The sequence below is a fragment of the Streptomyces sp. NPDC021096 genome, from assembly GCF_040641275.1.
Classification (GTDB): Bacteria; Actinomycetota; Actinomycetes; order Streptomycetales; family Streptomycetaceae; genus Streptomyces.
Genome location: NZ_JBFADG010000022.1, coordinates 24,498 through 48,771, shown reverse-complemented (window position 1 = coordinate 48,771; position 24,274 = coordinate 24,498). Strand labels below are relative to the sequence as shown.

The following is a 24,274-nucleotide window of genomic DNA, read 5'->3' as shown; positions in this document are numbered from 1 at the left end:
GCCCCGTCAGCCCACGCCCAGGAAGCGCAGGACCGCCAGCACCCGCCGGTGGTCCGCGTCCGCCTTCGGCAGGTCCAGCTTCGCCAGGATGCTGTTGATGTGCTTGGCGACGGCGCTCTCGCTGACGACCAGGTGCTGGGCGATCCCGGCGTTCGAGCGCCCCTCCGCCATCGAGGCCAGCACGTCGCGCTCACGCGGCGTCAGCCGGTCCAGCGGATCGCTGTGCCGGCGCATCAGCAGCTGCGAGACCACCTGCGGGTCGAGGGCCGTACCGCCCGCGGCGACCCGGCGCAGGGCGTCGATGAACTCCTCGACGTCGGCGACGCGTTGCTTGAGCAGATACCCGAAGCCGGCCGTGTCGCCGGTCAACAGGTCGGTGGCGTAGCGCTCCTCCACGTACTGCGAGAGCAGCAGCACCGCCACCTCCGGCCGGCGCGCCCGGAGGTCGAGCGCGGCCCGTACCCCCTCGTCCGTGTAGCCGGGCGGCATCCGGACGTCGAGCACGGCGAGGTCGGGGCGGTGCAGTTCGACCGCGGCCAGCAACGCCTCCGCGTCACCGGTCTCCGCGACCACCTCGAATCCGGCCGCCTCCAGGACCTTCACCAGGCCCACACGGAGCAGGACGGAATCCTCGGCGATCACGGCGCGCACGGCAGCTCCACGGTTACTACGGTCGGGCCCCCCACGGGGCTGCTGATCGAGAACGTGCCGTCGACCGACGCGACGCGCTTGGCGAGCCCCGCCAGCCCGGTACCGCCCGAGGGGTCGGCTCCGCCCACGCCGTCGTCGGAGACGACGAGGAGAAGTATCCCCCCGAAGCGTTCGACCGTGACATCGGCCCTCGACGCCTGTGCGTGCTTGACCACGTTGGCGAGCGCCTCGGAGACGACGAAGTAGGCCACCGCTTCGATCGTGGGCGCGGGCCGTGACGGCAGATCCACCGTCAGCCGCACCGGCAGCGGCGCCCGTTCGGCGATGCCCGACAGTGCGGCGTCGAGGCCGCGGTCCTCCAGCACCGCCGGGTGCAGGCCGCGCACGAGGTCCTGCAGCTCGGCGATGGCCTCCTTGGCCTCGCGGTGCGCCTCGTCGATCACCTTGCGGGCGTCGTCGGGCAGATCGGGCATCGTGACCTTGGCCAGTCCCAGGTTGACCGCCAGCGACACCAGCCGCTGCTGGGCGCCGTCGTGCAGGTCCCGTTCGATGCGCCGCCGCTCGGCGTCGGCCGCGTCCACGACGCCGGCGCGGCTCTCGGTGACCTCCTCCACCCGGCGCTCCAGCTGTTCGGCGCGGCTGGGCCCCAGGCGCCGGGTCGCGGCCCGGACGTCGATCCGGGCCAGCACGCCGGACAGCCATGCCGAGGCGTACAGCCCGGCGAGCCCGGCGGCGCTCACGTACGCGGCCTGCACCGCGTAGCCGGCCTGCCCCAGCCGCGTCTCGGGCGGCAGCGCCCACACCCATACGTAGACGGTCGCCGCCACCGCGGAGGCCGCCCCCAGCGTCAGTACGCACGCGGCCCCCAGGGCGACCGCCGGCCCCGCCGCCAGGTGGTACCCCAGCTGCCGCCAGGACCAGGCCCGCCCGGCCGCCGGTATCTCCACCCCGAGCCGCCCCAGGAACCGCGCCCGCTGCATCCGCGTCAGCACCGGACACCCCGCCCCGAGGACAGCACCCATCCCGACCACGGCCGCCACACAGCTCAGCGCCTTCGTCGGCCCCCCGTTCAGCCACGGCAGCGCCATGACGAGGAGAGCGCCGAGCTGGACGAGCACGCCGGTGGCGAGAAAGGCGATGGAACGGCCGAGACCGTCGAAGGGGCGCCGGAAGGGGGTGGGAATGTGCATGCCCACACGGTAAGCGCGCTGATCAGGGGCGCGGGATGGCGCTGGAGCCCGTCATTGGGGTGCAAGCAGCACCACCGGCCGGCAGACCCGAAAGCCGAAAGGCCCCGGCACCGCTGAAGCGGTGCCGGGGCCCTCGGTCAGGCGTCGGGCGTCAGCAGCCCAGCAGGCGGCTGGCCAGGTAGCCCTCGATCTGGTCGAGCGAAACCCGCTCCTGCTTCATCGTGTCGCGCTCGCGCACGGTCACCGCGTTGTCCTCGAGGGTGTCGAAGTCCACGGTGACGCAGAACGGCGTGCCGATCTCGTCCTGGCGACGGTAGCGGCGACCGATCGCACCGGCGTCGTCGAAGTCGATGTTCCAGTTCTTGCGCAGGTCCGCCGCCAGGCCCTTGGCCTTCGGCGACAGCTCCGGGTTGCGCGAGAGCGGCAGAACGGCGACCTTGACCGGGGCCAGGCGCGGGTCGAGGCGCAGCACCGTGCGCTTCTCCAGCTTGCCCTTGGCGTTGGGGGCCTCGTCCTCGACGTAGGCGTCGAGCAGGAAGGCGAGCATGGCGCGGCCGACACCGGCGGCGGGCTCGATGACGTAGGGGGTCCAGCGCTCGCCGGCCTCCTGGTCGAAGAACGACAGGTCCTGGCCGGAGGCCTTCGCGTGCGCGCCGAGGTCGTAGTCGGTGCGGTTCGCGACGCCCTCGAGCTCGCCCCACTCGTTGCCGCCGAACTGGAAGCGGTACTCGATGTCAGCGGTGCGCTTGGAGTAGTGGGAGAGCTTCTCCTTCGGGTGCTCGTACCACCGCATGTTCTCCTCGCGCAGGCCGAGACCGGTGTACCAGTTCCAGCGCTGCTCCATCCAGTACTCCTGCCACTGCTCGTCCTCGCCCGGCTTGACGAAGAACTCCATCTCCATCTGCTCGAACTCGCGGGTGCGGAAGATGAAGTTGCCCGGCGTGATCTCGTTGCGGAAGGACTTGCCCATCTGGGCGATGCCGAAGGGGGGCTTCTTCCGGGAGGTCTGCTGGACCTGGGCGAAGTTGGTGAAGATGCCCTGGGCGGTCTCGGGGCGCAGGTAGGCGACCGAGCCGGAGTCCTGGGTGGGGCCGAGGTGGGTGGAGAGCAGGCCGGAGAACTGCTTGGGCTCGGTGAACTGACCCTTGTTGCCGCAGTTGGGGCAGTTGATGTCGGCCAGGCCGTTCTCGGGCAGGCGGCCGTGCTTGGCCTCGTACGCCTCTTCCAGGTGGTCCGCGCGGTAGCGCTTGTGGCAGGAGGTGCACTCGGTCAGCGGGTCGCTGAAGGTGGCGACGTGACCGGAGGCCACCCAGACCTCGGAGGCCAGGATCACCGACGAGTCGATACCGACGACGTCCTCGCGCGAGGTGACCATGTAGCGCCACCACTGGCGCTTGAGGTTCTCCTTGAGCTCCACGCCCAGCGGTCCGTAATCCCAGGCGGCACGCTGGCCGCCGTAGATCTCACTGCACGGAAAAACAAAGCCACGGCGCTTGCTCAGGCTGACGATGGTGTCGATCTTGTCGGCGGCCACGGTGCTCTCTTCATTGCGACGACGAACAGCGAATGGTTCAGGTTACCGGCGCTGCACCCCCTCTCATCAAATCGGCTCTGGCCTTGGCTTGACCCTTCCAGCCAGACCAGGACGACCCGGGCCGCTGTTGACAATCGTTTCCACTTTTGTTGAAAATGAGTGTCATGAACGTACGTCCGATCCGTCCCCTTCGCCCCCGCCGCCGAATAACCACCGCCGCCGTGGCCCTCGCCGCGTCGCTGGGCCTGGTCACCCTCTCGGCCTGCTCCGCCGAGGGCGGCTCCGGCCGGACCAAGGACGGGAAGCTGCAGGTCGTGGCGTCGTTCTACCCCATGGAGTATCTGGCCAAGGAGATCGGCGGCGACCACGTCAAGGTCACCGGCCTGACCAAGCCGGGCGTCGAGCCGCACGACCTGGAGCTCACCCCCCGGCAGACCGGCTCGCTCGCCGACGCGGGCGCGATCGTCTACCTCAAGGGCCTCCAGCCCGCCGTGGACGAGGCGATCAAGCAGTCCGGAAACAAGCACGCCGTCGACGCGGCCTCCCTGACCGAGCTGGAGAAGCACGGCAACGAGGTCGGCGGGCACGAGCACGGCGAGGACGAGCACGGCCACGAGGGCCACGAGGGCCACAACCACGACGCGGCCGGCGGCGACCCCCACATCTGGCTGGACCCGGTGAAGTACGCCGAGGTCGCCAAGGGCGTCGCCAAGGCCTTCGCCGAGGCCGACCCCGAGCACAAGGGTGACTTCGAGAAGAACACCGACGCGCTGGTGACGAAGCTGGACGCGCTGCACCTGAAGTTCAAGGACGGGCTGAAGAACCGCGCCTCGGACACCTTCATCACCACCCACGCGGCCTTCGGCTACCTGGCCGAGCGCTACGGCCTGACCGAGGAGGCCATCGCCGGCCTCGACCCCGAGTCCGAGCCCAGCGCCGCCCGCATGAAGGACCTGCACAAGCTCGCCAAGGACCACCACGTCGGCACGGTCTTCTTCGAGACCCTCGCCAGCCCCGGCACGGCGAAGACGCTGGCCAAGGACCTGGACCTGAAGACGGACGTACTCGACCCCATCGAGGGCATCACGGACGACTCCAAGGGCCGCGACTACGTCGAGGTCATGGAGTCCAACCTCACCGCCCTGCGCAAGGCACTCGGCACCAAGTGAGCGCACCTGAGGAGGCAGACATGGAGCAGCCCGTCATATCCCTGCGCGGGGCCACGGCCTCGCTGGGCTCCCGCCCGGTGCTGCGCGGCGTCGACCTGAGCGTCCGGCGCGGCGAGGTCGTCGCCCTGCTGGGCGCCAACGGCTCCGGCAAGTCCACGGCCGTACGGGCCATCGTCGGACAGGTCCCGCTGACCGGCGGCGAGCTGGAGCTCTTCGGCTCCCCGCAGCGCCGCTTCCGCGACTGGGCCCGCGTCGGCTACGTACCGCAGCGCACCACCGCCGCCAGCGGGGTGCCCGCGACCGTCCGCGAGGTCGTCGCGGCCGGCCGGCTGGCCCGGACGAAGCTGGGCCCGACCCGCAAGGCGGACCGGGAGGCCGTGGTCGCGGCGCTGGAGCTGGTCGGCATGGCGGACCGGCTCAAGGACTCCGTGAGCGCCCTCTCCGGCGGCCAGCACCAGCGGGTGCTGATCGCCCGCGCGCTCGCCGTCGAGCCCGAACTGCTGATCATGGACGAGCCCATGGCGGGCGTGGACCTCGCCAGCCAGGAGGTCCTCGCCGCCGCCCTGCGCGAGCAGGTGGCCCGCGGTGTCACGGTCCTGCTCGTCCTGCACGAGCTGGGCCCGCTGGAGCCCCTCATCGACCGCGCGGTCGTGCTGCGCGACGGCTGCGTCGTCCACGACGGCGCCCCGCCCAAGGCCGTGGGCCAGCACGCGCTGCCCGGCCACGACCACGTACACCCGCACGCCGACCCGGCCGCGGAACCGATCCGAACGGGGCTGCTGAGCTGATGGAGATCCTCGAACTCGCCTTCATGCAGCGGGCGCTGCTCGCCGCGCTCCTCGTGGGCGTCACCGCCCCCGCCATCGGCATCTACCTCGTCCAGCGCCGCCAGGCGCTGATGGGCGACGGCATCGGCCACGTCGCCCTCACCGGCGTCGGCCTCGGCTTCCTCCTCAACACCAGCCCGGTGTGGGTGGCCACGGCCGTCTGCGTGATCGGCGCCGTGGCGATGGAGCTGATCCGCTCCTACGGCAAGGCGCGCGGCGACATCGCCCTCGCCATGCTCTTCTACGGCGGCATGGCCGGCGGCGTGATGCTGATGAGCCTGTCCCCCAACGGCTCCAACGCCAACCTCACCAGCTACCTCTTCGGGTCGATCGCCACGGTCTCCCAGGAGGACATCGTGGCGATCTGCCTGCTGGCGGCGTTCGTGATCCTGACCACGGTCGGCCTGCGGAAGCAGCTGTTCGCGATCTGCCAGGACGAGGAGTTCGCCCGCGTCACCGGCCTGCCGGTGCGGCTGCTGAACCTCCTGGTCGCCGTCACCGCCGCCGTGACCGTCACCGTCGCCATGCGCGTGGTCGGCCTGCTGCTGGTCAGCGCCCTGATGGTGATCCCCGTCGCGGCCTCCCAGCAGATCGCCCGCAGCTTCGCGACGACCTTCGCCATGGCGGTGACCGTCGGCGTGCTGGTGACCCTTTCGGGCACCGCCACGTCCTACTACGTGGACGTGCCCTCCGGTGCGACGATCGTGCTGATGGCCATCGGCGTCTTCATCGCCCTGACCCTGCTGGCCACGCCGCTGGCGAGGAAACGGGCGGACAGGGCGGCCGCCGCCGAGCGCTGCACCCTCGCCGAGCCGGACGCGCCCACGGCCGCCGACGACGTCCGGGTCTGACGGGCGGCCGGGCGGGCCCCGGCCGCCGGGCCTGGCACAATTGGCGTGGCAACACGTGAGTTAGGTGTTCAGGCGAGCTTGAGGAGGCAACTGTGGCGACCGCCGGTCCCCCGGTACGCGGCCGGGCCACCAAGCAGCGGGCCGCGGTCTCGGCCGCGCTCGACGAGGTGGACGAGTTCCGCAGCGCGCAGGAGCTCCACGACATGCTCAGGCACCGCGGTGCCTCGGTCGGTCTGACCACCGTCTACCGCACCCTGCAGTCCCTCGCCGACGCGGGCGAGGTCGACGTCCTGCGCACCAGCGAGGGCGAGGCGGTCTACCGCCGCTGCTCCAGCGGACACCACCACCATCTGGTGTGCCGCCTGTGCGGCAAGGCCGTCGAGGTGGAGGGCCCGGCCGTCGAGAAGTGGGCCGACTCCATCGCCGAGGAGCACGGCTTCGTCGACGTCGCCCACACCATCGAGATCTTCGGTACGTGCGGGGAGTGCGCGGCCAAGCGCTGACCCGATCACGTCACTGCCCCGGGAGCCGTCCGGCTCCCGGGGCAGTGACGTATGCGCGGCCCTAGACGCGGGCCAGATGCGCGTCCAGCAGCACGCGAAGGCGGTCGACGTCGCCGGGGGCGGCGAGCGCGCGCTTGGGCAGCAGGAACGAGCAGCGGGCGCGCCTGTCGCCGCTCAGCAGGACGAAGGCGTCCCGCTGCTCCGCGTAGCGGCCCAGGAGCGGTGAGTCCCATGCCAGGACCCGCCGGCCGCCGTTGCCGTGCACGGGCACACCGGTGACGCCCTCGGCGCCGACCTCCATGCGCTTCCGGCGCACCGCCGGAGGCGTCAGGAACATCTGTCCGGCGGGGAACTGCAGCACGAGGGCGAGCGTGACGATGCCCAGCAGCAGCCAGTCCTTGACGCCGACTCCGGCCACACCGTCCTGCCGGACCGTGAGGACCAGCCCGCACACGACCGCCGGGAAGGCGAACAGCAGCAGCCACAGCGGCAGCCGGGCGGCGCGCACCACGCGGCGCCGGACGTCGCGGATGGTGCGCAGATCGGCCGTGGTGAGCTCGTACACGACGGTCACGCCGGCGGCCGCCGCCGGTGGAGCGGTGTCGTTCACGCGGAGCCGGAATCCTTGGCGAGCTGCTCCTCGTTCGGGATCGCCCCGCCGAAGCGGCGGTCGCGCGAGGCGTACTCCAGGCAGGCGCGCCACAGGTCGCGGCGGTCGAAGTCCGGCCACAGGACGTCCTGGAAGACCATCTCGGCGTAGGCGCTCTGCCAGATCAGGTAGTTGGACGTGCGCTGCTCGCCGGAGGGGCGCAGGAAGAGGTCCACGTCCGGCATGTCCGGGTAGTAGAGGTACTTCGCGAACGTCTTCTCCGAGACCTTCGACGGGTCGAGCCGGCCCGCCTTCACATCGGCCGCCAGCGCCTGCGCCGCGTCCGCGATCTCCGCGCGCCCGCCGTAGTTCATGCAGAAGTACAGCGTGAGCTTGTCGTTGTCCTTGGTCTGCTCCTGGGCGATCTGGAGCTCCTTGGCCACCGACCGCCACAGCTTGGGCATGCGGCCCACCCAGCGGACCCGGATGCCGAGTTCGTCGAGCTGGTCGCGGGTCTTGCGGATGAAGTCGCGGTTGAAGTTCATCAGGAAGCGCACCTCGTCGGGCGAGCGCCGCCAGTTCTCGGTGGAGAAGGCGTAGAGGGCGATGCTGCCGACGCCCATCTCGATCGCGCCCTGCAGGACGTCCAGCACGCGCTCGGCGCCGACCTTGTGGCCCTCGGTGCGCGGCAGGCCGCGCTCCTTGGCCCAGCGGCCGTTGCCGTCCATGACGATCGCCACGTGGTTCGGGACGAGCTCACCGGGGATCTTGGGCGGCCGGGCGCCGGAGGGGTGCGGGTCGGGGGTGCGGTACTCGCGTCGGGAACGGCCCAGAATCCCGCGTACAGCCATGGGTGCCACTTCTCCTTGATCCCTGGTTTCGCTTACTTCTCGACGTACCGGAGCGAGCGAAGACCCCGCTCCAGATGCCAGTGCAGATACGCCGCCACGAGCGCGCTGCCCTCCCGGACGTACCGCGCCTCGCAGGCGTCCGCGGTCGCCCAGTCCCCGGTCAGCAGCGCGCTGAGGAGCCCGATCGACTCCGAGGAGGGTACGACGCTTCCGGGCACCCGGCACTCACCGCAGACCACACCGCCGGCGGCCGCCGAGAAGAACCGGTTCGGCCCGGGCATGCCGCACTTCGCACACGCGTCGAAACTGGGCGCGTAGCCGTTGACGGCGAGCGAGCGCAGCAGGAACGCGTCGAGGATGAGGTGCGGGGCGTGCTCCCCCGCGGCGAGCGTCCGCAGCCCGCCGACGAGCAGCAGGTACTGCTGCACGGCGGGCTCGCCCTCGTGGTCGGTGAACCGCTCGGCGGTCTCCAGCATGGCGGTGCCGGCGGTGTAGCGGGCGTAGTCGGTGACGATCCCGCCACCGTACGGAGCGATGGTCTCGCTCTGTGTGCACAGCGGCAGGCTGCGCCCGACCAGCTCGCTGCCGCGCGCGAAGAACTGCACGTCGACGTGCGAGAACGGCTCCAGCCGCGCCCCGAACTTCGACTTCGTGCGCCGCACCCCGCGCGCCACGGCACGCACGCGGCCGTGGCCGCGGGTGAGCAGGGTGATGATGCGGTCCGCCTCACCGAGCTTCTGGGTCCTCAGGACGATGCCGTCGTCGCGGAAGAGGCTCATCGCCCGCCCCCACGGGCGTCCGGCCGGGGGTACGGGGGTTGTCCCCCGGGAGAGTGCAGCATGATGCGGTCCGCTTCGCCCAGCTTCTGGGTGCGCAGCACGATGCCGTCGTCGCGGAACAGACTCATGGGGTCATTCTCGCGTACCCGCGGGACGGCGCGGACCGGCCTGTGGCAGGGGGGAACAACCGCCTCCGGACGCAGGCAGAATATGCGCCATGTCGATCACGCTTTCGCCTGTGAGATCCCGGTGAGCGCGCGCCGCCGTCGCCGGCCGCGCCGCACACGCTGGCCGGTCATCGCCACCGCCGCGCTGGGTGCCGTCCTGATCCTTGCCGCGGTGTTCCTGCTGTCCGTCACCGTGCCCGGCAAGCGCACCGACGCGCGGACCTTCGCGACGGCGGCCGCGTGCCTGCCGGACGAGACGCCCCGGGAGTGCCGCAAGCCGGTCGAGGTCGTCGTGAAGAAGAAGGCGACCGAGGCCGAGGGCAGGACGCAGCACCACTGGCTCACCCTCGCCGAGCCCGGCGGGGCCTCCCGCCGTGTCGACATGAACGGACCGTTGTCGGTCTTCGGGGCCGTCTCGCCCGGCGACCGGGTGACCGCGACGTACTGGCGGCTGGAGGTGCGCGCCGTCGACTTCCGCGGCAGGCAGCAGTTCACGGCGGACGAGCCGAAGGAGGCCTACCGCCTGCCGTTCGCCGCCGGCCTGGGGCTGCTCGCCCTGGGCGGAACGCTCCTGTGGACCTCCGTGCGGGCGGGCTTCCGCACCGGCCGCGGCCGGGCGCTGCGCTCCTGGGAGATCGCCCTTCCCGCGCTCGCGGGGGCCTGGCTGTCGGCCGTCGGCTTCGGGGCGCCCCTGCTGACGGACGCGGTGTCGACGGCCCTGGTGTTCGCCGCCGCCGGCGCGCTGCCCGTCGTGCTCGGCACCGTGTGGCGCGTCAAGGTACTGCGGCAGCGGCGGCCGGAGAGCAAGCGGAGGGCCGCCCGGGCCGCCGCCCAGGAGACCTCCGCCGCCTAAGGGCCGCCGCGGCCCCTACGACGGCATCCGGGCCGCCGCCAGCAGCCGGTCCGTGTCCTCGGGGCACAGCAGCAGCGCCCGCCCCACCGTGGCCAGCACCTCCCGCTCCGCGGGCCGGTAGGGGCCGTCCGCCAGGGCGATGCGGGCGCCCTGCAGCAGGATCGACTCCCGGCCCGCGGGGGCCAGGTGCGGGGCGAGGGGCTCCAAGGCCTCGTGGAGCTCGATGGCCAGGGCCGTGCCGCAGGGGTCGAAGCCGTCGCGGCCCACGGCCTCCGGCGGCGTCGCGTACCGCCCCGGAAGACGGCCCGTGTCCGCGGCGAGGGCCTCGATGAGGGTGACCAGCTGCTCCTCGCTGCAGTCGGCGAACCCGGCCGCCCGCACCGCCCCGACCGCGGCCCGGCGCACCGTACGGGCCTCCGTGCCGCCGGCGGCCAGGACCGCCAGGGCCACCGTGTGCACGGCGTCGCGGAGCATCGCGGAGAAACGGGTCGTGGTGGGGTGGTCGAGGACGTCCATCGCGAACCGGCCCCGGCAGGCCGTGCATTCGACGATGGGTCCCACCGGCCCGCGCGGCAGCAGAGGCACCCCGAAGGCGACCAGGCGTCGGCGGCCCGTGCGGCGGTGGTAGTTGCGGTCGCCGCCGCATCCCGGGCAGAAGAACTCGCCGTCCCCGACCGTGCGCCATACGGTGCGTACGCCCACCACGCACCGGTCCGGGCTGTGTCGGCCTTGCGCGTGCATCACGGCGCACCTCCATAACGCCACGGCCTGGTCGCCGCGTTGACGTGATGTTAGCCACATCGGTGATGCGGCGTCAGTACCCCGGGCGCCGAGTTCGGGCGGCTGCTGGCCCGCCGCGCCACCGAGCCCACCGGAAGCGGTGTTCTCGGTGGCGCGAAATTGACGGCGGTGCCGCCCGGGGCCCCCGAAGGGGCCGTCAGTCAGCCTCGGTACGCGCGGTTCACCGCCGACACGACCGCCTTGATCGAGGCGCGGGTCGTGTTGGCGTCGATACCGATGCCCCACAGCACCTTGCCGTCGATCACGCACTCGATGTACGACGCGGCCTGGGCGCTGGCGCCCTCGCTCATCGTGTGCTCGGTGTAGTCCAGCAGGCGGGCGTCGACCCCGGCGCCGGCGAGCGCGTCGAAGAAGGCCGAGATCGGACCGTTGCCGGTGCCCGTGAGGACCGTCTCGGTGCCGTCCACGGAGGCCTCGACGGTCAGCGCGTCGGTGCCCTCGCTGGTGGTGGAGGTCTGCGTGGAGCGCAGGATGATGCGGCCCCACGCGTTGTCGGGCGTGGGCAGGTACTCGTCCTGGAAGACCGACCAGATCTCCTGCGGGGTGACCTCGCCGCCCTCGGCGTCGGTCTTGGCCTGGATGATCTTCGAGAACTCGATCTGCATCCGGCGCGGCAGGTCCAGCTTGTGGTCGTTCTTCAGGACGTAGGCGATGCCGCCCTTGCCGGACTGCGAGTTGACGCGGATGACGGCTTCGTACGAACGGCCGACGTCCTTGGGGTCGATGGGCAGGTAGGGAACGGCCCACTCGATGTCGTCGACGGTCTTCCCGGCGGCGGCCGCCTCGGTCGCCATCGCCTCGAAGCCCTTCTTGATGGCGTCCTGGTGGGAGCCGGAGAAGGCGGTGTAGACCAGGTCGCCCGCGTAGGGGTGGCGCGGGTGGACCTCCATCTGGCTGCAGTACTCGGCGGTCCGGCGGACCTCGTCGATCTGCGAGAAGTCGATCTGCGGGTCGACACCCTGGGAGAAGAGGTTCATGCCCAGGGTGACCAGGTCGACGTTGCCGGTGCGCTCGCCCTGGCCGAACAGGCAGCCCTCGACGCGGTCGGCGCCGGCCATGACGGCCAGCTCGGCGGCGGCGACGGCGGTGCCCCGGTCGTTGTGCGGGTGGGCGGACAGGCAGACGAACTCGCGCCGCGACAGGTTCCGCGACATCCACTCGAAGCGGTCCGCGTGCGTGGAGGGGGTGGACCGCTCGACGGTGGCCGGCAGGTTCAGGATGATCTCGCGGCCGGCCTCGGGCTGCCAGACGTCCATGACGCCCTCGCAGACCTCCAGCGCGAAGTCCAGCTCGGTGTCGGTGAAGATCTCCGGGCTGTACTGGTAGCCGAAGACCGTGCCGTCGCCGAGGATCTTGTCGGCGTACTCCACGACCAGCCGCGTGCCGTCCACCGCGATCTGCTTGACCTGCTCGCGCGAGCCCCGGAAGACCACGCGGCGGAAGACGGGGGCCGTGGCGTTGTAGAGGTGGACCGTGGCCCGGTGCGCGCCCCGCAGGGACTCCACCGTGCGCTCGATCAGCTCCTCGCGCGCCTGGGTGAGGACGGAGATCGTCACGTCCTCGGGGATGGCGCCCTCTTCGATGATCGACCGCACGAAGTCGAAGTCGGTGGCCCCGGAGGAGGGGAAGCCGACCTCGATCTCCTTGTAGCCCATGCGCACCAGCAGGTCGAACATCTCGCGCTTGCGGGCGGGCGACATGGGGTCGATCAGCGCCTGGTTGCCGTCGCGCAGGTCGGTCGACAGCCAGCGGGGCGCGGCGGTGATGCGCTGGTCCGGCCAGGTGCGGTCGGCCAGGTCCACGGCGTCGTACGGGCGGTACTTGTGGACCGGCATTCCGGACGGCCGCTGGGTGACGGTGGCCGCGGTGACGGGCGTGGGACGGCCTACGGAGGGGTGGATCTCGGGCATCTGCGGAGGGCTCCTCGGTGATCCGCGCGATACGGCCGACGGGCTTCTTTCCTGGCGTTGGGCAACACCGAACTCCGCGGGGAGGGGGTCGGCCTACGTCTACAGGCCCTCGCCGCGGCAGCTAAGAAGAAGCAGCACGTCACGCATGATGCACAGCAGACTACGCGAGGCCAGGGAGGGGCTGTAGGGGCGTTCCAGCATGCGGGATGGGGGCGCCGCCCGGCGGTGGCCGGTAAAGGAACCTCGCCACTCGTTTGTGTTAATCACTGCACCGGGCCATGACAAGGCGGGGGGCCGGTGCCAGATTGCCGCCATGGACGACGCAATGAAGTCAGAGAAGACGGTTTTCTGCACGATCGTGCCGCCGCACGTGCTGGACAAGCTCGCCCAGGCCGAGGACCCCCGCTTCAACGAGCCGGCCCGCCGCACGCTGGAGCACGACGGCGCGCTGCGCACCCGGCGGCGCATCACCTCGGTCCGTTCGGTGTACGCGGACTCGTCCGCCACCACGCCTTCCGACACTGCGCAGCGCACGATCTACGACGCCCAGCACCGGGAGACGCTGCCGGGCAAGAAGGTGCACGCCGAGGGCGACGCCCCCGCCAAGGACGCGACGGTCAACCGCGCCCACGCCGGGCTCGGAGCCACCTTCGACCTCTTCTTCAAGGTCTTCGGCCGGCGCTCGATCGACGACTGCGGGCTGCCGCTGGACGCCACCGTCCACTACGGGGAGGGCTACTGCAACGCCTTCTGGGACGGCGAGCGGATGGTCTTCGGCGACGGGGACAACGACACGTTCGTCGACTTCACCGTCGCCGTGGACGTCATCGGCCACGAGCTGACCCACGGCGTCGTCCAGCACACCGCGAACCTCGAGTACTACGGCCAGTCCGGCGCGCTCAACGAGTCCTGCGCGGACGTCTTCGGCTCGCTGATCAAGCAGTACGCGCTCGGGCAGAGCGCCGACCAGGCCGACTGGCTGATCGGGCAGGGGCTGCTGGGCCCGGGCGTGGACAAGGGAACGGCGCTGCGCTCGATGAAGGCGCCGGGCACCGCCTACGACGACGACGTCCTCGGCAAGGACCCCCAGCCCGCCACCATGGAGCACTACGTCCGCACCAACCGCGACAACGGCGGCGTGCACATCAACTCCGGCATCCCCAACCACGCCTTCTACCTGCTGGCCACCGACCTCGGCGGCAACGCCTGGGAGCGCGCCGGGAAGATCTGGTACGCCACGCTCACCGGCGGCGAGCTGTCCTCGGACGCCGACTTCGCCGAGTTCGCCCGGCTGACGGTGGCCTCGGCACGCGCGCTGTTCGGCGAGGGGGACGAACTCCAGGCCGTCCTCAAGGCGTGGAGCCAGGTGGGGGTCCCCACCACGTAGGGACCCGTAGTCCGCAGCCGACAGGGTAGGGATGACGCCATGCGTATCGTCATCACCCGAACCGGCGGTTTCGCCGGCATCGAGCGCCGGGCCGAGCTGGAGACCTGCGGCCGGCCCGACGCCACGCACCTGGAGGCCCTGGCCCACCGCGCCCTCGCGCCGGGCCGGGAGACTCCGGCGAGGGGCGTGCCGGACGGCTTCCACTACGAGATCAAGGTGGACGGCCGCGCGGTCCACGCGGCGGACCCGCACCTCACCGAGGACCAGCGCGAACTGATCCGGACCGTCCTGAAGGAAGGCGCGTAGAGGGGCAGCCGCAGGGGGTCAGAACCCGAGCTTGCGCAGCTGCTTCGGGTCGCGCTGCCAGTCCTTGGCGACCTTCACGTGCAGGTCGAGGTAGACCGGGGTACCGAGCAGGGCCTCGATGTGCTTGCGGGACTTCATGCCGACCTCCTTCAGGCGGGCGCCCTTGGGGCCGATGATGATGCCCTTCTGGCTGGGCCGCTCGATGTAGACGTTGGCGTGGATGTCCAGCAGCGGCTTGTCCTTGGGCCGGTCCTCGCGCGGCAGCATCTCCTCGACCACGACCGCGATCGAGTGGGGCAGCTCGTCGCGGACGCCCTCCAGCGCCGCCTCGCGGATCAGCTCGGCGACCATGACCTGCTCGGGCTCGTCGGTGAGGTCGCCCTCGGGGTACAGCGGCGGGCTCTCGGGCAGCAGCGGGGCGATCAGGTCGGCCAGCAGGGAGACCTGCTTGTCGCCGACGGCCGAGACCGGGACGATCTGCGCCCACTGGATGCCGAGCTCCTCGCCCAACTGCTGGATGGCGATCAGCTGCTCGGCGAGCTGCTTGGAGTCGACCAGGTCCGTCTTGGTGACGATCGCGATCTTCGGGGTCTTCTTGATCCCCGCGAGTTCCTTGGCGATGAACTTGTCACCCGGGCCGAGCTTCTGGTCGGCCGGCAGGCAGAAGCCGATCACGTCGACCTCGGCCCAGGTGGTGCGCACGACGTCGTTGAGCCGCTCGCCCAGCAGGGTGCGCGGCTTGTGCAGACCGGGGGTGTCCACCAGGACGAGCTGGGCGTCCGGGCGGTGCACGATGCCGCGCACGGTGTGGCGGGTGGTCTGCGGACGGTTGGAGGTGATCGCGACCTTCGTCCCCACCAGTGCGTTGGTCAGGGTCGACTTGCCCGCGTTGGGGCGGCCGACGAAGCACGCGAAGCCCGCGCGGTGGGGGGCCTGGGAGGGGGAGGAGGCGTTGTCCATGCCTCATATTCTCCCCGATCGTCCGGCCCCCGCCGACCAGCGGCTTCAGCCAGCGGTGACGACCGGGCCCGGGGTGCCGTCCGGGCCCGCGAGCAGCACGGGGGTGTCCGGGCCGCCCAGGTCCCGTACGGCCGCGCGGTCCGCGTCGGGCACAGCCGTCTCCGCGGAGACCACGGCCGCCGCCTCCAGGGACTTCGCGCCGCTGGCCACGGCCATCGCCACGGCCGTCCGCAGGGCGCTCAGCCGCAGCGAGTCGAGCGCCACGGTCCCGGCGACGTACGTACGGCCCGTCTCGTCGCGGACCGCCGCGCCCTCGGGGACGGCGTTGCGGGCCCGGGCGGCCCGGGCGAGGGTGATGAGCTTGCGGTCTTCGGGGTCCAGCGTCTCCGTCATACCGGGAGCATAGGTGCGGCCGCGCCGGGCCCCCGAGGGCACCCGTGCGGCCTTCATGCGGCCGTCACACCGCCGTCATGTACGGGCCTCAGCCGGACGCCCGCTCCAGCAGACCCCCGAGGGAGTACATGCTGCCGCGGCGGCCCTCCGGCGTGGCGAGCCAGCGCACCTTCGCGGCCGTGCCCGTCTCCGGCACCGGGTTGTGCAGCACGATCGTCAGGTCCGGCCGGGCCGGCACGCGCAGCTGGGTGCTCTCCAGGTACAGGGTGCCGACCAGCGGGTGCGCGAACTCCTTGACCAGCAGGCCGCCGGGGCTCACGTCACCGCGCGCCCACAGCTCGACGAACTCCGGGCTGGCCGCGGACACCTCGGCCACGACCTCCTTGAAGCCGTCGTCGTCGGGGCGCTCCGAGCAGGCGGCGCGGTAGGTGGCGACGACGCGGTGGGCGTTCTGCTCCCAGTTCGCGGCGCGGGCGCGGTAGACGGGGTCGGTGAAGAAGTCGATCAGGCAGTTCTGCCGGATCTCCGGCCGGAAGCCGAGGACGTGGCCGGCCGCCTCGTTGTACGCGACGAGGTTCCAGTACGGGTCCATGATGTGCGCCGGGGACGGCAGCCAGCCGTCGATCAGCCGGCGCAGCCCGTCGCACAGGTACTCCGCGTCGTGCACGGACTCGGGCAGCGGCGGGTTCAGGCCGGCCAGGACGTACAGATGGCGGCGCTCGGGGCCGTCCAGCCTCAGCACGCCGGCGACGGCGTCGATGACCTGCGGCGAGACGGTGATCTGGCGCCCCTGCTCCAGCCACTGGTACCAGCTGGCGCCCACCCCGGCGAGGACCGCGACCTCCTCGCGGCGCAGTCCCGGCGTGCGGCGGCGGGCCCCGCCGTCCGGCAGCCCCGCCTCGGCCGGCGAGACCCGGGCCCGACGGCTCATCAGGAACTCGCGCAGCTCCTCGCGCCGACGCGGCCTGTCCCGGCCCTCGTGCGGTGCAACGGTCACCATTCCCCCTCGTCCGGCCTCGCCCACCCGGGCCCCCTGCCTGGTGGTGCGACCACCACCATAAGCGCGCTCTCCCCACGGCTATTCCGCACGCCCGAGGGTGATCGCATGGCGATCGACTCCCTGCCCCGAACATCCGGCCCCGACACCTCCCCGGCCCCGGCCGGCGCCCGTATGACCACCCGCGCGAAGCTGATCCTGCTGGTGCTGTGCGCCGCGCAGTTCATCGTCGCGCTCGACTTCTCCATCCTCAACGTCGCCCTGCCCGCCCTCGGGGACGACCTGGGCATGGGCCAGGCCGACCTGCAGTGGGCGGTCACGGCCTTCGCCCTGCCCTCGGGCGGCTTCCTGCTGTTCTTCGGCCGGCTCGCCGACCTCTACGGGCGGCGGAAGCTGTTCCTGACGGGGCTGGCCCTGTTCACGGTGGCCTCCGTGCTGGCCACGCTGGCCTGGGACCCGGCGTCCTTCCTGGCCGGGCGGGCGCTGCAGGGGCTGGGCGCGGCCGTGATCGTGCCGACCGGGATGTCGCTGCTGACCACGACCTTCGCCGAGGGCCCGCAGCGCGAGCGGGCGCTGGGCATCAGCAGCACGCTGATGTCCCTGGGCTTCACCATCGGCATGCTGCTGGGCGGCGTGATGACCGACTGGCTGGGCTGGCGCTCCACGATGGGGCTGCTCGCGGTGGCGGGCGTCGGCGTGCTGCTGGCGGCGCCGGGCCTGCTGACCGAATCCCGGCGTGCCGACCGGCCGCGCCTGGACGTGCCGGGCGCGGTGACCGTGACCGGTGGCCTGCTGGCGCTGATCTACGCGCTGTCGACGGCGGCGCAGCGGGGCTTCGGCGGCGTGGACGTCCTCGTCACGCTGGTCGCCGGAGTGGTGCTGCTCGTGGCCTTCGTGGTGGTGGAGTCCCGGGCCGCCGAGCCGCTGGTGTCCCTGCCGATGCTGCGGCGGCGGACGGTGGCCTGGGGGAACCTGGCCGGGCTGACCACCTTCGCGATGATGACCACGGTCATCTTCCTCCTCACCCTGTACCTGCAGGAGGTGCTGGGGCTGTCGACGGTCCGCACCGGCCTGATCTTCGGCGCGCTGGGCATCTGCGCGGCCCTCTCCGGCATGACGGCCCCCAGGATCATCGCCCGCTTCGGCACCCGTGCCACGCTGGTGACGGGCATGCTGGTCCAGGCCGGCTTCACGGCCTCCCTGCTGTTCCTGGGCACGGCCTCGGGCGCCTGGCTGGCCCTGGTGGGCGCGTCGCTGGCCTGCGTCGGTCACATGTGGGCGATCGTGGCGTACGGCGTCACGGCCACGTCGGGGCTCCCGGACGGGGAGCAGGGCCTGGCCACGGGCCTGGTGACCAGCTCCCAGCAGGTGGGCATCACGATCGGCATCCCGCTGCTGAGCGCCCTGGCGTCGGCGGACATCGCGGCGCGACGCGATGCGGGGGCCGGCTTCGGGGAGGCGACGCTGGGCGGAATCAAGCTGGCGCTGGCAGTGGACACCGGTGTGGTGGCGTTGGTGGCCGTACTGGTGGCCGTTGGCCTGCGGCGTGGAAAATCCAGCCCGTCCGGCGTTTGAGGACAAGCCTCAGCCACAGTGGCGCCGCCCCCCGCGTGGCCGATCGGCGACAGCAATCAGCAGCCCACCCAGAATCGACATGTTGCTGAAGAAGGCCACCCGGTGCTGCATCCGCTTGCCCGGATCCTCCTCCGCCCAGTACGCATGACCCGCCAGGGTCGTCGGCACCAGGCTGGCCGCCAGCGCCAGCGCACACGCGCGGGGCAGGATGCCGAAGGCGAGCAGCGTGCCTGCCCCCAAGTGCACCGCGCCGTTCAGGCGCACCAGCGCCCGCGCGTCCCGCGGCAGCCCCGGCACCCACTGCGCGATGGCGAGCGCCACGGGCGCGGCCGTGGCCGCCAGCGCCTCGGGGTGCTGGACGGTCTGAAGGCCGCTGCTGACGAACGCCGAGGCCAGCAGGGGACGGGCGATCCTTCTGACTAGTGCCACCTGGCGTACGTTCCCGGCCGGCGCCGGGGGGAACCCCGGCGCCGGGGACATTCACTCCGCCGGGTCGGCCTCGGCCCGCACCGGCTCGACCAGCACGGTGACGATGCGGTTGCGCCGCCCCGCCGCGGCCTCGGCGGTCAGCCGCAGGGCCGTCAGGTCCGGGTCCTTGCCCCGCTCGGTGAGCTCGACGTCGGCCGTCGCACCGGCGATCGGCACCCGGCCCAGGGACTTGGCGAGCAGGCCGCCGACGGTCTCGACGTCCTCGTCGTCGAACTCCTCCAGGCCGTACAGCTGGCCCAGGTCGCCGATGTCGAGGCGGGCCGTGACCCGGTAGCGGCCGTCGCCGAGCTCCTCGACGGGCGGCAGCTCGCGGTCGTACTCGTCGGTGATCTCGCCGACGATCTCCTCGAGGATGTCCTCGATCGTGACGATGCCCGCCGTGCCGCCGTACTCGTCGATGACGACGGCGCAGTGGTTGCGCTGCTGCTGCATCTCGCGCAGCAGGTCGCCCGCGTTCTTGGTGTCGGGGACGAAGACCGCCGGCCGCATGGCCGTCGAGACCAGCTCGGACTCGGCGTCACGGCTGATGTGCGTCTTGCGGACGAGGTCCTTGAGGTAGACGACCCCCACCACGTCGTCCTCGTTCTCGCCGGTCACCGGGATGCGGGAGAAGCCGGAGCGCAGGGCGAGGGTGAGGGCCTGGCGGATGGTCTTGCCGCGTTCTATGACGACGAGGTCCGTCCGGGGCACCATCACCTCGCGGACGAGGGTGTCGCCGAGCTCGAAGACGGAGTGCACCATGCGGCGCTCCTCGTCCTCGATCAGCGACTCCTTCTCCGCCAGGTCGACCGCGGCCCGCAGCTCCGCCTCGGAGGCGAAGGGGCCCATGCGGAAGCCCTTGCCGGGGGTGAGGGCGTTGCCGAGGAGGATCAGCAGCCGGGGCACCGGGCCCAGGACACGGGCCAGCGGCAGCAGGACGTACGCCGCCGCGGTGGCGGTGCCGATCGGGTGCTGCCGGCCGATGGTGCGCGGGGAGACGCCGACGGCCACGTACGAGACGAGGACCATCACGCCCACGGCGACCGTCAGCGCCTGCCAGGTGGCGTCGAACTCCTCCAGGCAGACGTAGGTGACGAAGACGCCCGCCGCCATTTCGCAGGCGACGCGCACCAGCAGCGCCAGGTTGAGGTAGCGGGTGGGGTCGGCGGCGACGGCCATGAGCCGGGCGCTGCCCCGCCGCCCCGCCCGTACGGCCTCCTCGGCCCGGAACCTGGTGGTCCGGGCGAGGCCGGCCTCGGCGCAGGCGGCGAGCCAGGCGACGACGATCAGCAGGACCGCGGCGGCGATCAGCTGGCCGGTCACGTGAAGGTGGGGGCCGGCGAGGGCCCCTCGATGCCGCGCTCGGCGCGCCAGCCGTCGATGATCGCGGCCTGGAGGCCGAACATCTCGGCCTTCTCGTCGGGCTCCTCGTGGTCGTAGCCGAGGAGGTGGAGGACGCCGTGGACGGTCAGGAGCTGGAGCTCCTCGTCCATGGAGTGGCCGGTCGGGGCGTCCTCGCCCTGCTTCTTGGCGACCTCGGGGCACAGGACGATGTCGCCGAGGAGGCCCTGCGGCGGCTCGTCGTCGTCCTTGGCCGGCGGGCGCAGCTCGTCCATGGGGAAGGACATCACGTCGGTGGGCCCGGGGAGGTCCATCCACTGGATGTGGAGCTGCTCCATGGCATCGGCGTCGACAACGATGACCGAGAGTTCGGAGAGCGGGTGGATACGCATCCGGGTGAGGGCGTAGCGGGCGACATCGAGGATCGCCTGCTCGTCGACCTCCGTGCCGGATTCGTTGTTGACGTCGATTGCCATCGTTACCGGGTCTTCTCGCTTCTCAGGATCTACTTGCCGTTGCGGCTGTCGTACTGCTCGTACGCGTCGACAATACGGCCGACCAGCTTGTGCCGGACGACGTCCTGGCTGGTGAGCATGGAGAAGTGGACGTCCTGGACGCCGTCGAGGATCTCCCGCACCTGGCGCAGGCCGCTCTTGGTGCCGCCGGGCAGGTCGATCTGGGTGATGTCACCCGTGATCACGATCTTGGAGTCGAAGCCGAGCCGGGTGAGGAACATCTTCATCTGCTCGGGGCTGGTGTTCTGCGCCTCGTCGAGGATGATGAACGCGTCGTTGAGCGTCCGGCCGCGCATGTACGCCAGCGGCGCGACCTCGATCGTCCCGGCGGCCATCAGGCGCGGGATGGAGTCGGGGTCGAGCATGTCGTGCAGCGCGTCGTAGAGCGGCCGCAGATACGGGTCGATCTTCTCGTAGAGCGTGCCGGGCAGGAAGCCCAGCCGCTCGCCGGCCTCGACGGCGGGCCGGGTCAGGATGATCCGGTTGACCTGCTTGGACTGCAGGGCCTGGACCGCCTTGGCCATGGCCAGGTAGGTCTTGCCGGTGCCGGCGGGGCCGATGCCGAAGACGACCGTGTGCTTGTCGATCGCGTCGACATAGCGCTTCTGGTTGAGCGTCTTGGGGCGGATGGTGCGGCCGCGGCTGGAGAGGATGTTCTGGGTGAGGACCTCGGCGGGGGTCTCGGCCCCCTTCTCCTCGTCCTTGAGCATGGCGATCGAGCGTTCCACCGCGTCCTCCGTCATCGGCGCCCCCGTGCGGAGCACCAGCATCATTTCGGCGAAGAGGCGCTGGACGAGGGCCACTTCCCGCTCGTCGCCCGTCGCGCTGACTTCATTTCCCCGTACGTGGATGTCCGTCGAGGGGAAGGCGTTCTCGATGACCCTCAGGAGCGAGTCCCCGGAGCCCAGGACCGTCACCATGGGGTGCTTGGCCGGGACGGTGAACCGGGTGGTCGCCTGCGGTCGTGTGGGTGTCTGAGTCATGGGCCGGCTCTGAAGGCCTGCTCATCCCCTTCTTTCCTGCGTTCCTGCATCCGAAGAACCTTGGAATACCAAGGGTACGACGGTGTCCCCGGGAGCCCGAAGGCTTTTACGGACGGCGGAATCCCAGCGTGGGCACGGCCCGGCGCAGTGGCCAGGGGCGGCAGGCGGCGGGCAGCAGGCCGTCGAGGAAGGCGTAGCGGCGCAGGGTGGCCCGGGACTGGTCGTCGAAGGACTTCACGTGCTGCCACCAGGCGGCGATCTCCACCCAGCCGGGCGCGGAGAGCGAGCCGCCGAATTCCTGCACGGACAGGGCCGAGGTCAGCCCGGCGAAGGCGAGCCGGTCCGCCAGCGGCCAGCCGGCGAGGGTGCCGGTGACGAAGCCGGCCACGAAGACGTCCCCGGCGCCGGTCGGGTCGAGGGCCTCGACGACGATCGCGGGGACCTCGGCGCTCTCGCCGGTGCGCCCGTCCACGGCGTAGGCGCCCCGCTCCCCCATCGTCACCACCGCCAGCGGCACCTTGTCCGCCAGGGCCCGGGCGGCGGCGCGGGGGCAGTCGGTGCGGGTGTAGCGCATGGCCTCCTCGGCGTTGGGCAGGAACGCCTCGCAGTGCTCGAGGTCGGCCAGGTCGGCGGGGTCCCAGCGGCCGGTGTCGTCCCAGCCGACGTCGGCGAAGACCCGGCTGCCCCGGCGGGCCGCCCGTCCGATCCACTCCTCCTGGCGGCCCGGTACGAGCAGGGCCACGCAGGCGCGGGCGGCGGGCGGGCACTCGGGGGCGGGCTCCTCCGGGGGCGGGGCCTCGTGCCCGTGGGAGACCATCGTCCGCTCGCCCTCGTAGGCCATGGAGACGGTGACCGGGGAGTGCCAGCCGGGCACGGTGCGCGACAGGCCCAGGTCGATGCCCTCGCCGCGCGAGAGCGCCTCCCAGCAGTATTCGCCGTACATGTCGTCGCCGAAGGCCGCGGCCAGCGAGGTGCGCAGGCCCAGCCGGGCCAGGGCGGTGGCCATGTTGGCGATGCCGCCGGGGCTGGAGCCCATGCCGCGCGCCCAGGACTCGGTGCCGCGCACGGGGGCCGAGTCCAGGCCGGTGAAGATGATGTCGAGGAAGACCGGTCCGGTCAGATAGACGTCGGTCGCCGGGTCGCCCTCGCGGCGGACCTCGGCGAGGGGGTCGAGGACCGGCGCCGCGCCCTCGAACCGCTCGTCCCGGATGCGCTCGCCCTGGCTGCCTGCCTGCGGTGTCACGTGCGACGAAGAGACCGACATGCTCGCTCGTTGCTCCTCTCAGGGGTGCACGGGTGCGGGTCCGGACAGTCTGCCCGATCCTGCGGTACGTTCCGGACTATGAGGCTGACGATTCTCGGCGGCGGCGGCTTTCGCGTGCCTCTCGTGCACCGAGCCCTGTTGGACGACGCCCGGCGCGAGGCACCGGGACGCTGCACGGAACTCGTGCTGTACGACACCGACTCGAAGCGGTTGAGAGTGATCGCTTCGGTGCTGGCCGCGCAGGCCGCCGGGGTGCCGGGCGCCCCTGTCGTGCGCATCGCCGACGACCTGGACCGGGCCCTGGAGGACACCGACTTCGTCTTCTCCGCGATCCGGGTGGGCGGCACCGCCGGGCGGGTGCTGGACGAACGGATCCCGCTGAGCGAGGGCGTGTTGGGGCAGGAGACGGTCGGCGCGGGCGGGGTGCTGTACGGGCTCCGTACGGTGCTGGTCGCGCTGGAGATCGCGGAGCGGGTCGCGGAGCTCGCCCCCAACGCGTGGGTCATCAACTTCACCAACCCCGCGGGGCTGGTGACCGAGGCGATGTCCTCCGTGCTGGGCGAACGGGTGATCGGCATCTGCGACTCGCCGGTGGGCCTGGCGCGGCGGGCCGCGCAGGCGGTGCACGCCGACCCGGAAAGAGTGATCTACGACTACGTGGGCCTCAATCATTTGGGGTGGCTGCGCTCGTTGACCCTCGACGGCGAGGACCTGCTGCCGCGGCTGCTGCGGGACGACGAGGCCCTGCGCACGCTCGAGGAGGGCAAGCTCTTCGGCGGCGAGTGGCTGCGGGCCCTGGGCGCGCTGCCCAACGAATACCTGCACTACTACTACTTCCGCCGCGAGACGCTCCGCTCGGTGCAGGAGGCCACGGAGACGCGCGGGGAGTTCCTCGACCAGCAGCAGAACGACTTCTTCGCCGAGGCGGCGGCCGCGCCGCACCGTTCGTACGAACTGTGGGAGCGGACCCGGCTGCAGCGCGAGGAGACCTACGGGGCCGCGAGCCGGGCCGCGTCCGGCGGCTGGCAGCGCGACAGCTGCGACCTGGACGGCGGCGGCTACGAACGGGTGGCGCTGGCCTTCATGCGCGGGGTGGCCGCGAACGAGGGCGCCCGGCTGATCCTCAACGTCCGCAACGGCACGACCGTGCCGGCGCTGAGCGCCGACGCGATCATCGAGACGGTGTGCGTGGTGGACGCCAAGGGGGCGCGCCCGATGCCGTGCGCGCCCCTGCGCGAGGACCAGCTGGGGCTGATGCTGCAGCTCAAGGCCGTCGAGCGGGCCACGATCCAGGCGGCCGTCCACGAGGACCACGACGCCGCGCTGCGCGCGCTCGCGCTGCACCCCCTGGTCGACTCCCCGGCGGTCGCGGCCCGCATCCTCGCCCGGGCCCAGGGGGCGCGCAGCTGA

The 24,274-nt window shown here is 71.8% G+C and carries 26 protein-coding genes; 9 read left to right on the top strand and 17 right to left on the bottom strand.

The genetic code is table 11. The features are described from left to right. Positions 1 to 6: 6 nt before the first annotated feature. From AB0G59_RS23440 to AB0G59_RS23430, 3 genes are all read right to left on the bottom strand, one after another. Positions 7 to 651: a response regulator transcription factor gene (locus AB0G59_RS23440; protein ID WP_360914797.1), complete on the bottom strand. Its 645-nt coding sequence runs from the start codon at positions 649 to 651 to the stop codon at positions 7 to 9. Beyond that, positions 639 to 1,841 (bottom strand): histidine kinase, encoded by a 1,203-nt coding sequence (locus tag AB0G59_RS23435; protein WP_360914794.1) that lies wholly within the window; start codon positions 1,839 to 1,841, stop codon positions 639 to 641. The genes AB0G59_RS23440 and AB0G59_RS23435 overlap by 13 nt, the downstream gene beginning before the upstream one ends. Positions 1,842 to 1,992: 151 nt before the next feature. Further along, positions 1,993 to 3,375: a glycine--tRNA ligase gene (locus AB0G59_RS23430; protein ID WP_225659874.1), complete on the bottom strand. Its 1,383-nt coding sequence runs from the start codon at positions 3,373 to 3,375 to the stop codon at positions 1,993 to 1,995. A gap of 155 nt (positions 3,376 to 3,530) precedes the next feature. Between AB0G59_RS23430 and AB0G59_RS23425 the strand changes: the two genes are divergently transcribed. From AB0G59_RS23425 to AB0G59_RS23410, 4 genes are all read left to right on the top strand, one after another. Beyond that, entirely contained in the window at positions 3,531 to 4,544 is a 1,014-nt protein-coding gene (locus tag AB0G59_RS23425) for a metal ABC transporter substrate-binding protein (RefSeq protein ID WP_360914791.1), read from the top strand. 20 nt (positions 4,545 to 4,564) lie between these two features. Then, positions 4,565 to 5,332: a metal ABC transporter ATP-binding protein gene (locus AB0G59_RS23420; RefSeq protein ID WP_071966601.1), complete on the top strand. Its 768-nt coding sequence runs from the start codon at positions 4,565 to 4,567 to the stop codon at positions 5,330 to 5,332. Continuing rightward, entirely contained in the window at positions 5,332 to 6,222 is an 891-nt protein-coding gene (locus AB0G59_RS23415; RefSeq protein ID WP_360914788.1) for a metal ABC transporter permease, read from the top strand. Before AB0G59_RS23420 ends, AB0G59_RS23415 begins: the two co-directional genes overlap by 1 nt. A 92-nt stretch (positions 6,223 to 6,314) precedes the next feature. Further along, positions 6,315 to 6,725, top strand: a complete 411-nt coding sequence (locus AB0G59_RS23410; protein WP_360914785.1) for a Fur family transcriptional regulator — start codon at positions 6,315 to 6,317, stop codon at positions 6,723 to 6,725. A gap of 61 nt (positions 6,726 to 6,786) precedes the next feature. Here the strand turns inward: AB0G59_RS23410 and AB0G59_RS23405 are convergent, their stop codons facing one another. The 4 genes from AB0G59_RS23405 to AB0G59_RS23390 are packed head-to-tail and all read right to left on the bottom strand — an operon-like array spanning position 6,787 to position 9,072. Further along, entirely contained in the window at positions 6,787 to 7,335 is a 549-nt protein-coding gene (locus AB0G59_RS23405; protein WP_360914782.1) for a hypothetical protein, read from the bottom strand. Continuing rightward, positions 7,332 to 8,165, bottom strand: coding sequence for an isoprenyl transferase (locus AB0G59_RS23400; protein ID WP_360914779.1), 834 nt, complete (start codon positions 8,163 to 8,165; stop codon positions 7,332 to 7,334). Before AB0G59_RS23400 ends, AB0G59_RS23405 begins: the two co-directional genes overlap by 4 nt. 32 nt (positions 8,166 to 8,197) lie before the next feature. Next, positions 8,198 to 8,944, bottom strand: coding sequence for a DNA repair protein RecO (recO, locus tag AB0G59_RS23395; protein ID WP_360914775.1), 747 nt, complete (start codon positions 8,942 to 8,944; stop codon positions 8,198 to 8,200). Continuing rightward, positions 8,941 to 9,072, bottom strand: a complete 132-nt coding sequence (locus AB0G59_RS23390; RefSeq protein WP_360914772.1) for a hypothetical protein — start codon at positions 9,070 to 9,072, stop codon at positions 8,941 to 8,943. The genes recO and AB0G59_RS23390 overlap by 4 nt, the downstream gene beginning before the upstream one ends. 121 nt (positions 9,073 to 9,193) lie before the next feature. On the opposite strand from AB0G59_RS23390, the gene AB0G59_RS23385 reads away from it, so the two are divergent. Beyond that, complete coding sequence (locus AB0G59_RS23385; RefSeq protein WP_360914769.1) at positions 9,194 to 9,964, top strand: hypothetical protein; 771 nt, start codon at positions 9,194 to 9,196, stop codon at positions 9,962 to 9,964. 15 nt (positions 9,965 to 9,979) lie between these two features. On the opposite strand, the gene AB0G59_RS23380 is transcribed toward AB0G59_RS23385, so the two are convergent. After that, positions 9,980 to 10,705: a TerB family tellurite resistance protein gene (locus AB0G59_RS23380; RefSeq protein ID WP_071966594.1), complete on the bottom strand. Its 726-nt coding sequence runs from the start codon at positions 10,703 to 10,705 to the stop codon at positions 9,980 to 9,982. A gap of 200 nt (positions 10,706 to 10,905) precedes the next feature. Further along, complete coding sequence (gene leuA / locus AB0G59_RS23375) at positions 10,906 to 12,675, bottom strand: 2-isopropylmalate synthase (RefSeq protein ID WP_360914766.1); 1,770 nt, start codon at positions 12,673 to 12,675, stop codon at positions 10,906 to 10,908. 325 nt (positions 12,676 to 13,000) lie between these two features. On the opposite strand from leuA, the gene AB0G59_RS23370 reads away from it, so the two are divergent. Continuing rightward, a complete protein-coding gene (locus AB0G59_RS23370; protein WP_360914763.1) occupies positions 13,001 to 14,062 on the top strand; it encodes a M4 family metallopeptidase in 1,062 nt (353 codons plus the stop codon). A gap of 39 nt (positions 14,063 to 14,101) precedes the next feature. Further along, the gene (locus AB0G59_RS23365; RefSeq protein WP_360914760.1) at positions 14,102 to 14,368 is read left to right on the top strand and encodes a protealysin inhibitor emfourin; all 267 of its coding nucleotides are present in this window, start codon (positions 14,102 to 14,104) and stop codon (positions 14,366 to 14,368) included. 18 nt (positions 14,369 to 14,386) lie between these two features. On the opposite strand, the gene era is transcribed toward AB0G59_RS23365, so the two are convergent. The 3 genes from era to AB0G59_RS23350 form a co-directional block, all read right to left on the bottom strand. Continuing rightward, positions 14,387 to 15,328: a GTPase Era gene (gene era, locus AB0G59_RS23360; protein WP_071966590.1), complete on the bottom strand. Its 942-nt coding sequence runs from the start codon at positions 15,326 to 15,328 to the stop codon at positions 14,387 to 14,389. Between the two features lie 45 nt (positions 15,329 to 15,373). Further along, complete coding sequence (locus AB0G59_RS23355; RefSeq protein ID WP_071966719.1) at positions 15,374 to 15,721, bottom strand: cytidine deaminase; 348 nt, start codon at positions 15,719 to 15,721, stop codon at positions 15,374 to 15,376. An 88-nt stretch (positions 15,722 to 15,809) separates the two neighbouring features. Continuing rightward, the gene (locus AB0G59_RS23350) at positions 15,810 to 16,721 is read right to left on the bottom strand and encodes a helix-turn-helix transcriptional regulator (protein WP_360914757.1); all 912 of its coding nucleotides are present in this window, start codon (positions 16,719 to 16,721) and stop codon (positions 15,810 to 15,812) included. 105 nt (positions 16,722 to 16,826) lie between these two features. Between AB0G59_RS23350 and AB0G59_RS23345 the strand changes: the two genes are divergently transcribed. After that, a complete protein-coding gene (locus AB0G59_RS23345; RefSeq protein ID WP_360914754.1) occupies positions 16,827 to 18,293 on the top strand; it encodes an MFS transporter in 1,467 nt (488 codons plus the stop codon). Between the two features lie 9 nt (positions 18,294 to 18,302). Here the strand turns inward: AB0G59_RS23345 and AB0G59_RS23340 are convergent, their stop codons facing one another. From AB0G59_RS23340 to AB0G59_RS23320, 5 genes are all read right to left on the bottom strand, one after another. Further along, a complete protein-coding gene (locus tag AB0G59_RS23340) occupies positions 18,303 to 18,722 on the bottom strand; it encodes a DoxX family protein (RefSeq protein WP_360914751.1) in 420 nt (139 codons plus the stop codon). A 51-nt stretch (positions 18,723 to 18,773) separates the two neighbouring features. Further along, on the bottom strand, positions 18,774 to 20,084 hold the full coding sequence (locus tag AB0G59_RS23335; RefSeq protein ID WP_360914748.1) for a hemolysin family protein: 1,311 nt from the start codon (positions 20,082 to 20,084) through the stop codon (positions 18,774 to 18,776). Further along, entirely contained in the window at positions 20,081 to 20,578 is a 498-nt protein-coding gene (ybeY, locus tag AB0G59_RS23330; RefSeq protein WP_360914745.1) for an rRNA maturation RNase YbeY, read from the bottom strand. Before ybeY ends, AB0G59_RS23335 begins: the two co-directional genes overlap by 4 nt. Before the next feature lie 29 nt (positions 20,579 to 20,607). Next, on the bottom strand, positions 20,608 to 21,600 hold the full coding sequence (locus AB0G59_RS23325) for a PhoH family protein (RefSeq protein WP_360914742.1): 993 nt from the start codon (positions 21,598 to 21,600) through the stop codon (positions 20,608 to 20,610). A 106-nt stretch (positions 21,601 to 21,706) separates the two neighbouring features. Beyond that, the gene (locus AB0G59_RS23320; protein ID WP_360914739.1) at positions 21,707 to 22,864 is read right to left on the bottom strand and encodes a PfkB family carbohydrate kinase; all 1,158 of its coding nucleotides are present in this window, start codon (positions 22,862 to 22,864) and stop codon (positions 21,707 to 21,709) included. 78 nt (positions 22,865 to 22,942) lie between these two features. Between AB0G59_RS23320 and AB0G59_RS23315 the strand changes: the two genes are divergently transcribed. Beyond that, positions 22,943 to 24,274 carry a 6-phospho-beta-glucosidase gene (locus AB0G59_RS23315; RefSeq protein ID WP_360914736.1) on the top strand — a complete coding sequence of 444 codons (1,332 nt, stop codon included), beginning with the start codon at positions 22,943 to 22,945 and terminating at the stop codon, positions 24,272 to 24,274.